Annotated in this window: 11 protein-coding genes; 1 reads left to right on the top strand and 10 read right to left on the bottom strand. The window is 35.7% G+C overall.

What is annotated here, in order from left to right; translation table 11 throughout:
- Positions 1-139: 139 nt before the first annotated feature.
- Together A5866_RS15580 and A5866_RS15575 are read right to left on the bottom strand one after the other, a co-directional pair.
- Complete coding sequence (locus A5866_RS15580) at positions 140-1351, bottom strand: NAD(P)/FAD-dependent oxidoreductase (RefSeq protein ID WP_086280536.1); 1212 nt, start codon at positions 1349-1351, stop codon at positions 140-142.
- Positions 1352-1380: 29 nt separating this feature from the next.
- Complete coding sequence (locus tag A5866_RS15575; RefSeq protein ID WP_086280533.1) at positions 1381-2286, bottom strand: prenyltransferase; 906 nt, start codon at positions 2284-2286, stop codon at positions 1381-1383.
- 119 nt (positions 2287-2405) lie between these two features.
- Here A5866_RS15575 and A5866_RS15570 point away from each other — a divergent pair, with 119 nt between their 5' ends.
- A complete protein-coding gene (locus tag A5866_RS15570) occupies positions 2406-3386 on the top strand; it encodes a polyprenyl synthetase family protein (protein ID WP_086444888.1) in 981 nt (326 codons plus the stop codon).
- A gap of 67 nt (positions 3387-3453) precedes the next feature.
- Here A5866_RS15570 and cydC read toward each other — a convergent pair whose 3' ends face one another.
- The 8 genes from cydC to A5866_RS15530 all read right to left on the bottom strand — a co-directional run bounded on the left by cydC (position 3454) and on the right by A5866_RS15530 (position 12119).
- Positions 3454-5214, bottom strand: coding sequence for a thiol reductant ABC exporter subunit CydC (gene cydC / locus A5866_RS15565; protein WP_176332586.1), 1761 nt, complete (start codon positions 5212-5214; stop codon positions 3454-3456).
- The gene (cydD, locus tag A5866_RS15560; RefSeq protein ID WP_086280525.1) at positions 5214-6944 is read right to left on the bottom strand and encodes a thiol reductant ABC exporter subunit CydD; all 1731 of its coding nucleotides are present in this window, start codon (positions 6942-6944) and stop codon (positions 5214-5216) included. Before cydD ends, cydC begins: the two co-directional genes overlap by 1 nt.
- Positions 6941-7966, bottom strand: coding sequence for a cytochrome d ubiquinol oxidase subunit II (gene cydB / locus A5866_RS15555; RefSeq protein ID WP_086280523.1), 1026 nt, complete (start codon positions 7964-7966; stop codon positions 6941-6943). The genes cydD and cydB overlap by 4 nt, the downstream gene beginning before the upstream one ends.
- Positions 7963-9381 carry a cytochrome ubiquinol oxidase subunit I gene (locus tag A5866_RS15550; protein ID WP_086280520.1) on the bottom strand — a complete coding sequence of 473 codons (1419 nt, stop codon included), beginning with the start codon at positions 9379-9381 and terminating at the stop codon, positions 7963-7965. The genes cydB and A5866_RS15550 overlap by 4 nt, the downstream gene beginning before the upstream one ends.
- Positions 9382-9785: 404 nt before the next feature.
- The gene (locus A5866_RS15545) at positions 9786-10232 is read right to left on the bottom strand and encodes a hypothetical protein (RefSeq protein WP_086280517.1); all 447 of its coding nucleotides are present in this window, start codon (positions 10230-10232) and stop codon (positions 9786-9788) included.
- 79 nt (positions 10233-10311) lie between these two features.
- On the bottom strand, positions 10312-10611 hold the full coding sequence (locus A5866_RS15540; protein ID WP_086353014.1) for a hypothetical protein: 300 nt from the start codon (positions 10609-10611) through the stop codon (positions 10312-10314).
- Positions 10612-10631: 20 nt separating this feature from the next.
- A complete protein-coding gene (locus A5866_RS15535) occupies positions 10632-11120 on the bottom strand; it encodes a nucleoside deaminase (protein WP_254907583.1) in 489 nt (162 codons plus the stop codon).
- 201 nt (positions 11121-11321) lie between these two features.
- Entirely contained in the window at positions 11322-12119 is a 798-nt protein-coding gene (locus tag A5866_RS15530) for a hypothetical protein (protein WP_086444890.1), read from the bottom strand.
- Positions 12120-12266 lie beyond the last annotated feature (147 nt).

Below are 12266 nucleotides of genomic sequence, written 5' to 3'. Positions count from 1 at the left end.
CACCCGAATCGAACATTTGCTCCAGATTTGTAATTCAAGTCGTTGTTTTGATCAACTTCCATCAGCCGTTGACTTTCTGTCATTTCCACACAACGCTCTACTATGAATCCTTCAAAGCACTGATTACTATTTTAATCTGTTAACGGTAAAAGTCAAAACGACCTTTAGCTAACATTTCTTTAATACCACCTGTTTCAAATAATGAACGATCCATGATAGCTTTTTTGATAACAGAAGCAGGATATCCTTTGACTTCGATTTTTCCAACCTCACCAAAGGCATGACTATTACCAATTGAAGCAACTGAGCCTAATGATTTAAAGGTAAATTCTTTTGTTGGTTCACCTTTTAATTGTGCTTTGATGTTTTTCCCTGCATGTTCACCCATTTTAAGTGAAATTTGTGCAGTTGTTGGATAAGGTCGATTTGATTCTTTATCCATAACAGCAGAACAATCACCAATAATATAAACATTATTATGATCAGCATCTGTTAAGTCCGCTTGAACCATCACGCGTCCACGTTTGGCTGCAAAACCAGAATCACCTACTACATGACTGCCGCTAACGCCTGTCGTCCAAATAATTGTTTTTGCTTGTAGTTCGTTTAATTCGTTCGTTTCTTGATTATCTAAATAAACAACTGTATCTTGTTTGATCTCTTTGATCGGTTTGCCAACTAAGAAATTGACACCCCATTTTTTCAAATGATCGATACCGTAACCACCGAGTTTTTCGCTAAACATTGGTAATAAACGCGTCACCGCTTCAACACAGTACAATTGGATTTTATCAGGTTCAACACCAGCAATTTCAGCTAGCTTTTTCTTGCCTTCATGCAATGAACCTAGTAACTCGATCCCAGTAAAACCGGCACCGCAGACCACGATTTTCAAACAGTTTTCGTCTTTGGTTTCTTTATAGGCTTCCATTTGCTCAGTTAAATGTTGATAAACTTTTTCTGACGTTGGAATGTCGACCATTTTTAATGAAAATTCTTCTACACCTGGAATCCCGAAAGATTCTGATTCATAGCCTAGTGCCACAATCAAATAATCATAAGAAAGGGCTTCTTGATCCTTCAAATGAACCAATTGGTTTTCACTATCGATTGTTTCCACTCTACCTTGTACAAATGTTGTGCAAGCAGTTTTTACAACATCTTTGATTGGATACGTAATTCTTTCCGATGTTTGGATTCCTGCTGCAACTTCATGGATATCCGTTGCTTCAAAGTGGTAATCATTTTGATCGACCAATGTGATTTTCAGATCAGTATTGCCTCTTTGTAATTCATGTAGCGCTCTTAATCCGGCATAGCCAGCGCCTAAAATAACGACGTGCTTACTCATTTAAATCCCCTCTTAACCTTTTTATTTTATTATTTAAGCCACAATCCTATGGCAAAAAATACAACTTGTGCAAGTGCACCGACAGCTAAAATCCTGACTGCGCAAATAAATGTTTTCGTTTTGACTTGTTCATTTAAGAATAGCTTCGTTTGCTTCCAAATAAAGGGTAGGACCAACAGCGTCAATAACATGGTCATAGGTGCTAAACCCAATACAACACTTAAAATGATCGATATAAAGGCAATCATAATCAATCCGACAAACAACTGGAGTGCCGTTTTTTTCCCTAAATAATGAACTAACGTAAAACGCTGATTTGTTTCATCTTCTTCTAGATCACAGATGTTGTTAGCTAACATTAAATTAGCAATCAAGCAAGTGTTAGGCAATGACACCAAGAAAATCCTGCCGATATTCTCTGCTGTCCATTGAAAAGAATCAAATGTATTGATATAAACGCAAATCAACATGATCATAAAGCCCATCGTAAAGCCCGAGAAAACTTCTCCCAAAGGCAAACTAGATAACGGTTTAGGACCAGAAGAATAGAAGATCCCGATCAAATAACAATACAGCCCCATCCATAACAGAGGCCAACCGACAAACAGTGAAAGACCGATTCCGATCAACGCGGAGATCGCCACCATCCAAATGATCCAGCGACGAATCATCGACAACGATAAATGCTCACGTCCGATAATATTCGTTTTATCTTTATAATCATGCCCTTCTTTAGCATGATGGTAGTCATTATAGTTATCTAATATATCAACAGCCATATTGAAAATGAACATCGCAATAAAATAAATAAGAACAAAACCTAAATGGACACTTCCATAATGATACCAACTGAAACAAATGCCTAAAAGAAAGGGTAAAACACTGGCTGTCTTTGCTTTTAGCTCAACTAATTCAAAAAATACTTCTCTATTCAAATTATACTCTTCTCTCCTTACAATATTTAGTTTTATGCTCACGGAATAATTTACTTGTGTTTCTCGACCTACATCGTATACAATCAATAGTATTGAATTACTGAAAGGACTATTGTGTTATGAATGACTTTTGGAAAGAATTTCCGATTATCCAACAACAATTGAATGAAACGTGCGAACTGATCAGACGCCAAGTTAAAATAAGAAACAAAGAAATCGAAACAGCTTTGATCGAATTAACCTATTCAGGTGGAAAATTATTACGCCCAGCGTTCTTTTTTCTATTTGCTCAAATCGGTGATGAACAAAAACAAGATCAGCAACAATTGATCAAAATCGCTGCTTCCATTGAAATCCTGCATATGGCAACCCTTGTTCACGATGATATTATCGATGATTCACCACTACGCCGAGGAGCCATCACGATTCAAGCTCGCTATGGCAAAGATATCGCTGTTTATACAGGCGATTTATTATTTACAGAATTCTTTGAGTTACTTGCTGAAACAATGAACGGTTCTGATTTCTTACATACAAATGCTTCTGCTATGAAACGGCTGCTTTTGGGTGAATTAGATCAAATGCATACCCGTTATAAACAGAACATGACCGTCTTTGATTATTTGCGCAGCGTCAATGGGAAAACAGCTGAGTTGTTTTCACTAAGCTGTTTAGAAGGTGCTCACTTTGGTGTTGCGTCAGCAGAAGTTCAACGGTTAGCAGCCCGTATCGGTCGTCATATCGGGATTGCTTTTCAAGTTTACGATGATATCTTAGATTACACCGCTGATGAAAAAACCTTGAAAAAGCCCGTTTTAGAAGATTTAGCGCAAGGTGTCTATACGTTACCTTTGATCTTTGCCATGAGAAAAGCACCCGAACGCTTTGCTTATTATCTAGAAAAAGGTGCAGATATCACAGCAGAACAAGCAATCGAAACAGCACAACTAGTTCATGAACTAGACGGTGTGAACGAAGCCAAAGCATTTGCCAAACGTGTGACAGAAAAAGCGTTGACTGATATCCAAAAACTGCCTGATTGTTTAGGGAAAGAACAGCTGACTTTATTGACTGAATTATTGCTACAACGGTCATTTTAACATGATAGTCATTTTTAAAACAGTTGAGGCAAAGCTCTTAGAGTTTTGCCTCAGATGTTTTATATACTCATCGTTGATTCATTCCGCGATCAATTGCATACAACTGTTGATAATGTTGATTGGTAGCCAATAACTCTTGCGGAGAACCGCTCATTTCTAATTGACCATCTTCAATGAAAATCACTCGATCCATCATGTGGACTCCTTGTAGGTGATGGGTGATCCAGATAATCGTTTTATCTTCTAGTGTCTCAAAAAATGTATCCAATAATTGTTGTTCTGTAATTGGATCTAATCCAGTGGTTGGTTCATCTAACAATACAATAGGTGTATCTTGAAGTAAAATACGTGCTAAAGCTAAACGATGACGTTCACCACCAGAAAAACGTAATCCAGCTTCATCAACCATTGTCAATAAACCTTCAGGCAGCCCTTGGATCATTTCCTTTAGCCCAACCTGCTCTAACACTTGCCAAACCTCTTCCTCAGAAGCTTCTTCTCGCCCGATTCGGACATTATTTAGAATCGTTGTCCTAAAGAGATAAGGCGCTTGATGAATCACTCCGATTGATTTTGTGATTTGATCGCCAAATTCACTAGTTGACATTCCACCTAATGTGATCGTCCCTTTATTTGGCTGTAAATCTCCACGAATCAACGTTGCTAATGTACTTTTCCCAGAACCACTACGCCCCAAAATTGCTAATTTCTCTTTTGAATGGATTGTCAGATTTAAGTCTTTTAAAACTTGTTTAGATGTTCCTTCATAAGCAAAAGATAGGTCACTGATCTTGATTTCTGTATTATCGATCGTTACTTCTTTAGGTCGTGATACTGCTTCTTCTGGTTCTGGTAAATCATTCAATCGTTTGATGGAATCTTTATAAATATTTGTTTCTTGCGCTGCATCAGGTAGCGGTGCAAAAGCATCGATCAACGGGAAAACCGTCAACGTAAAAGCGGCGATCCAGTTTGCCGCACCACCGTGATTTCCTGGAAAACGAACACTAGTCCAAGCTAAAATGGCAATAGTAATCACACCAAAGGCCACTTGTAATAGGAAATCACGAAAACGATTAAAGCGTTTGATTTGTTCATCCAACTGACGTAGTTTTGCTTCTTGCTGTTCATATGAATGGACAAATTCCTGACCACGTTGGCTAAATACCCAATCAGAAACACCCAAAATATTATCTGTCAATGTCTTGTATAATTCATTTTTAGAGACTTTTTGCCTCTCTTGTCTGGCACCATTGACTAAAACTGAGATTAAAGGTAGTAGAAAAATAACAACGCCTAACATCAACAGCATGCATAAGCCAAACCACCATGAAAACAAACCAAGTCCAATAATAATAAAAATATATAACAACCAAGCAATTACGGTTGGGAAAATCGTGCGTAAATATAAATTCTGTAGATGATTGATATCTTCTGATAACAACCCTAAAATATCTCCAGTTTGATATTTTGATTTAAAGAAAATCGCATCTTTTTCTAAGACCATATAAAGCTTCAAACGCAAGTCAGAAGTCATTTTCAAGACCCAGTTATGACTAACTAAACGCTCAATATAACGAAAAACTGGACGACTGATCCCAAAAGCACGTGTCAATACAATAGGAATATAAATCATCAAAATATTCTCTGGCAATGATGCTGCTCGGCTAATTAAATAACCTGAATTGAACATCAAAGCGCCGGCACTAAAAAAAGTTAAAAAACCTAAAATCAACGCTAAGTATAATAACCCTTTATACTTTTTCAAAAACGGTTTGACCCATTGATCTTTTTCATATAATTCTTTATTTGTTGGGGTATTTTCCATTATTCTGTCCCCCTCATTTGATTGACTAGTTTCACGTAATAACCATTTTTCTCTGTCAATTCAGCTAATGTTCCTGCTTCAACGATTTGACCTTTATCCATGACCAAAATATAATCCATTTCCGCCATCCAATGTAATCGATGAGTGGCAAAAAAGACAAGATGATCATTCATCAATGGTAACATTTTTGTTTTTAATTCTACTTCAGTTTCAATATCTAAGTGAGCAGTTGGTTCATCAAATAATAGAACGCGACGTGTCTGATCTAAAAAGGCTCTAGCAAGCGCTACACGCTGAGCTTGACCACCGCTTAACATTCGCCCACTTTCACCGATCACCGTGTTTAAACCCTCTATAAGCTCCGTTACAAGGTTTTCTAACCCTACTAGCTGAACTGCAGCTAAGACATCTTCATCCGTCGCTTCTGGTGTATAAAAACGAACATTATTCGCTAATGTATCCTGGAAAATATAGGGTGATTGAGGAATATACAGAACTTGCTTCTGCCACTCTTTTTGTAAAAAGTGCGGAAGCTTTTGTCCATCAACTTCAATTGTTGTTATTTCAGCATCTGGCTCTAAAAAACCACTCAATACATTAATCAGTGTTGATTTTCCAGAACCGCTGGCCCCAATGATCCCAATTTTTTGATACCCTTTTGCAGCAAAGTCTAACCCTTTTAACGCTGGTTGGGTAGCTTCTTCATATTGAAAGGTCAACTGTTCAACAGCTAATTCACTCAAAGCTGTCCAATCGCTTAAAGAAAGCCGATCCGTTTCAGTCATTTCTGGTAAATCTAACACAGCTTGAATTGCCTGAAATGAATTTTTTCCATCTAATGTTGCATGATAATCACTAGCAAAATCACGAACAGGCAAAAAGAATTCTGGTGCTAAGATCAAGGTCGTCAAGGCTGGGAAAAGTAAAATCCCCCCTTCCAACAAACTTAACCCTAGAAATACTGCTACAACTGCGACTGATAATGTTGTAAAAAAATCCAAAGCAAATGTTGATAAAATCGCAATTTTCAAGGTACTCATCGTTGCTTCTCTAAACCGTTCACTCGTATTATAAATACTGCCTGCATACTTTTTGCTCAAGCCAAACAGTTTCAACGTATCTAGACCTCGCAACGAATCAATGAAGTGATTAGATAAAATCTGAAAAGCTTTGTATTGTTTATCTGCTTTACTTTGAGCTGCATAACCCAGAATGATCATAAAAATAATGATCATTGGAAAAACAACTAATAGAACAACCCCTGAACGAACATCTAAGGTAAAAACAAAAATCAAAATGATCCACGGAATAATCATCATGTTCATAATTTTCATCAGGATCAAATGTAAATAATTTTCTGCCTGACTGATTCCTTCAAGCCCCATAGTGATCATATTTCCCGTACCATTTTTTTGAACTACAGTCGGTCCTAAACGGAAAACCTTTTGGAGTAAAGCTTCTCTTAATTCACGGGAACGATCATAACTAAAGGTATCCAACATTTTTTCACGCAGATAGGTCACCACATGTCTGCCAGTATAAAACAAAAAGAACACCAAAATATTCAACAGCTGGTCACTTAACTGACCACCTTCCCATAATCCAACAACGGCTTTAGATAAATAAAATGCTTGTCCTATAATAAATACTGCTTGCAGGAAAGAAAAACCTGCAAGCAAGATCATGATATTTTTGATTTTTGGCATTTTTAAGATGGCTTTATCGATCATCCTTCATACCCCGCAGCAGCAATTGCTGGATGTTTGATACGTTTTCTAAAGACATAATAAGACCAGCCTGTATAAGCTAATACGAATGGTAAAATCGTTAATGATAACCATGTCATTGTTTTCAAAGTATATGGAGAACTTGAAGCATCTTTGATCAAGATATCATAGTACCCCTCACTCCCAATCATGACACGTGGGAACAAGCCACTAAATAATAACGCCACTAAAAGAATCAACGTTAAGCCACTAGCAAGAAACGCCAACATTTCTTTTTTCTTAAAGACACTCACATTGGCAACCACTGTTAAGGCAACGATTCCTACCACTAATAATAACGTCACGACAAAATGATTATCAAAGAAATCTGTTTTGAAGTACAACAACGCTGCAAACACAACTAAGCCCACATATAAAATCCAATAGAAGAATGACGCATAGTTACGTGCACGTTCTCTGACTGGCCCTTCTGTTTTTAAGGCAATATAATTTAAACCATGTAAGTAGCATAATAAAGACAATGCAACGCCACCAACCACAGAAAACACATTAATATAATCTGTAAATGACGCCATCATATTCCCGTCTACGTCAAGCGGCATTCCTTGAATTAAATCAATGAATAGAACACCGAAGAAAAACGGTACGATAAAACTACCGATCGATAATGTCCAGTTCCACAGTCTACGGCGTTTACCATCTGGCATCCGGTGACGAAATTCAAATGACACACCGCGAATGATCAAACCAACTAAAATGATAAATAAAATCAAGTAAAACCCGCTAAACAATGAAGCATACCAGTATGGGAAAGATGCAAACATCGCCCCACCTGCTGTTAATAACCAGACTTCATTACCATCCCAAACCGGTCCAATCGTTTGGATGATTTGTTCTTTTTCTTCTTCATCATGAGCCAATGTTTGAACCGACATCCCCACGCCAAAGTCAAAACCTTCTAAGAAGAAGAAGCCTGAGAATAAAATACCAATTAAGACAAACCAAAGCAATTGCAACGTACTCATTCGCCAAAGACCTCCTTATCAAATGGATCTACATCAGTAGAATTCGCCTCTGCTAATTTCTTTTCTTCATAATCCGGTCCTTTTTTAAGTTCAACCGTAACCAAGTAAACCATTACTGAACCTAGACCTGCAAAAAGAATAAAGTAAATAATATTCGATGTTAATAATGACGCTACAGATACGTTAGGTGATACACTATCTTCAATCGTAAATAGACCATAAACAGTCCAAGGATAACGACCAAGTTCAGTGATCAACCAACCTGTTGTATTTGCTAAGAATGGTGCAAACGTACATAATGCCACGATCCAAACCATCCAGCGTTTTTCATAAAGTGAAGGTTTTTTCTTACGACTAAAGAATAGACCTAAAGATGAAACTAGTAGCATTAATGCACCAAATCCAGCCATCACTCTAAAACTCCAGAATAATGTATTAACTGGTGGATAATAATTTTTATCATCACCATACTGTTCTTTCAAACGTTCATTGACTGTATCCATTCCATCAACGGAACCAGATAGACTATTATAAGAAAGAATACTTAACATATAAGGAATTTGAATCCCAAAGACTTGTTTATGTTGCGCTTCATCCGCCCATGCGATCAATGTCCAAGCAGCAGGATCACCAGAATCTTCATAATCCCCTTCCATTGCCGCAAATTTCATTGGTTGATCATTGATCAAAGCTTTCATTTGTAAGTCACCTGTAAATAAAACAGATAGAGAGCCAAACAAAGCAATCCATAAACCAATCCGCATAGATACTTTATGGAAACTAATATCACGTTTTTTCAAAATTTGGAACGCAGCAAGACCTGCAACGATCATTCCGCCCATTACAATTGCGCCAGACAAGACGTGTGTAAACTCATACCAAACTTTTGGATTACCAATAACTGCACCAAAGTCTATCAATTCTGCACGACCATTGTTTAATGTATAGCCCACTGGATGTTGCATAAAGCTGTTTGCAGCTAAAATCCAAAAAGCCGACATCATTGAACCAAATACGACCAACCAAATAAATGTTAAATGAAGTTTAGGATTTACTTTATCCCAAGTAAAAATCCATAAACCTAAAAATGTTGATTCTAAAAAGAATGCAAGTAATGCTTCAATTGCCAGTGGAGCACCAAAAATATCTCCAACAAAGCGTGAATAATCTGACCAGTTCATCCCGAACTGGAATTCTTGAATAATTCCTGTTACAACTCCGACTGCAAAACTTAATAGAAAAATGTTGCCCCAAAACTTCGCCATTTTGCGATAACGTTCATCTTTTTTCACGACATACATCGTTTCCATGACTGCTACTACAAGTGCTAATCCTATTGAAAACGGTACGAAGAAGTAATGAAAGACTGTCGTCATTGCAAATTGGAATCTTGCTAATGTTACTATATCAAACATCAATAATCCCCCTTGTTTTTACTGTCTCCACAAAAAGAATAAGCTAATTTCATTCAACATAATTATTCATTTGCGCAGTTGGTTGGTGCTGCCAAAATGAATCAAAACCCAGAATAAAATAAACCTAAAGACAATATCTGTGTGGAAACTCTTTTTATTAAATTTAGAATGATTCCAATTTAGAGTATACTCCTTTTATTGCAAAATACAAATGTTTCCGCCCATTTTCATTAAATTATTCCTTTAGTCTAGGCGAAAAATAAGAAAAATGAGTTTAAATGACAGAATATAAAAAAAATACTTCACCCAAAGTGTTTTTTTACTTTAAAATTTTAGTTTAGGGCTGAATTAAAAATATATACGTTAAAGCACAAATCATTATTATGTATCGAATGAGCACTAGCTTAAACTCCAAAAGTTACGACTTTCCAAGACTTCCAAAATTCATCTTTTTTTAATAACCACATCCAATTTTTGTGATGAGAGCCTGGCATAAAACCAGAATTTTGATTATTTTCCTCTCTAACCTCAAAATCAGAATACAAGACAATAAAAATTTTTTTGTCTGCATTTTTTACACTTTTATTTTCTTGATTCTCTGTTAAATAATAATTGATTTCCATATTCGATTTTTCTTCATCATAGTAAATTTTGGTCATTTCACAGTTAGTAAATCCTTTAAACTCTTTCTTCACACGATCAATCGCCGTTTCAATTTCGGTATTTTTAAACTTTTCAGACTTTTCAACTGTCATAACAGCATTTTCTGTTGATCCTTTTTTACCACTTATGGATACAGTGTAAGCAACAATAAGAATCAATAGTAAAATAATCCATATCTTTTTTCCCACCAACAACACCCCAATACATCTATTATTACAATAGAACTGTTTTTACGTTTATTATCTAAAGCAATTTTAAATTAAACATTTATTCTAACAGCCCTTTTTCCTTTGAATAATCCATATATTTATATACCTTCTCAATCTTATCGTGCTTCACTTTCTCTATTTTTTTTTGAGTAAAGCCTGCAATAATCCCCTTATTCTGCATTTCTTCAATCATTGCAGTCAATTGATAGAATTCTGTCAACAGTTGTTCTTCATTCGTTTCATCAGCTCTTGAAGGGGGATGATCATCAAAACCGAATCTGATCGCCTTTGACAATGCTTGTTGGATCTCTGCACACTCTTCCATTGCAACTAAAGCTAGATATTCATTTTTCCTCATCTTTTGACTCACCTCATACTTTATCTTTGAAAATAATCAACATACACTGGCACTGCCGCCTCTTTTAGAACACCTTTGGCAACTTCAGGTCTATTCGGACTTTTTGAAAAAATCTCTTCACTGCCAATCATAATATTAAAACCGGCGATCTCAGCTAATTCATCATGCCCCAAACCATAAACCATTCTATCTAAATTGCTCCATACCATAGCTCCAGCGCACATACAACAGGGTTCACAACTTGTATACAGGGTATATTCTGATAAATCTGTTATTTTTTGACTCGTACAAAAATCACGAATAATGCCTAATTCTGCGTGATAGGTGGGATCACTTTCCGTGTGGATCTGATTTTCACCAGTTAAAATAACTTTATCGTTTTTGACAAGTACGGCTCCAAATGGTTCATTTCCATTATTGCTAGCGTCTTTAGCAAGTTTTAGGGCTTGTTTCATGAATTTAGCGTCTAGTTCAGCTTGCTGTTGTATTACTTCAATATTATTCTTCACAATGAACACCTTCCTCTCAAAAATTAATTATCTATTTTCACCGTCAATTAAATTGTAACATGAAATCTAATTCTATTTATCAACTAGTTGAGTTTAATCTAATATCCATAAAAATATTCAATATACAACTTATATACCAATCATTTTTTCAAAAAAATAACCAGAGAGTGCTCTCTGGTTATTTAATAAATCTTCTATTTTTCAATACCAAACAATTGGTATCTCACAACTAAATGAAGCAAAAAAACCATTACTTATATCATTATCTTTAGATGAGGCTTCAAAAGATAAATATACTTTAGAAATACTTTCATCCAGATTATTTATAATAACAGCATTATTTTCAATAACTGGTTCTATCGTTACACCTTGTTTATCTGTAGAGCCACTAACTGTTCTTTTACCATCAAATTGTTTAGAGTATTTCACAGGATGTTCCATCACGAATTTTTTAGTTGATTTATCCACATAAATGGTTGGCAAATTCACATTCATCCCCCCAAATGCTTGAATAGATTTTAGTTTAGGTAATTCTGATAACATGCTAAAATCGCGGATATTTGCATAACCAAAATATAAATTTTCAAGATTTTGTAATTCACCAAAAGGGGTAATATTTAGTACTTGTTCTTCATCCCCTTGTATCAATGAAGAATACGCATGATATTCTTTCAAGTTATTCATACCAGAAATAGGACGAAAATCAGTGATTCCTAAACCACTAATTTGTATTTTTTCAGCATTTATTGCATATTGAACTCCTTCTATAGATCCATTATCAGTGCCACTTATCTCTTTAATTTCACTCATTTGTTGAGCTGTCGGCAATTCATTTTCTACCGGTTCTTCAATTTGATCGACCATACTTTTTCTTAACCAATCATCTGAGACGTATATTTTTTTCTCATTTGCTAAAGTTCCTTGGCTGAAAACACCGAAACTTATAATTACGCCTAAAACAAAAACTCCTGTTATCAAATTCATTTTACTCTTTTTCAAAAAAATTCCTCCTTTATGTTAACAATATTATTATATAACAAAACAAAACGCTTTAACAAGGTGTTTATACATTAATTATTTTCTTTCCGATATAAATTACATATATAAAGTAGATTAAAAAGAACTATTCGATCAATTATTTATGAT

Source organism: Enterococcus sp. 12C11_DIV0727, assembly GCF_002148425.2.
Lineage (GTDB): Bacteria > Bacillota > Bacilli > Lactobacillales > Enterococcaceae > Enterococcus_L > Enterococcus_L lemimoniae.
The sequence above is the reverse complement of the archived record's forward strand: the minus strand, read 5'-3'. Positions and strand labels throughout refer to the sequence as shown.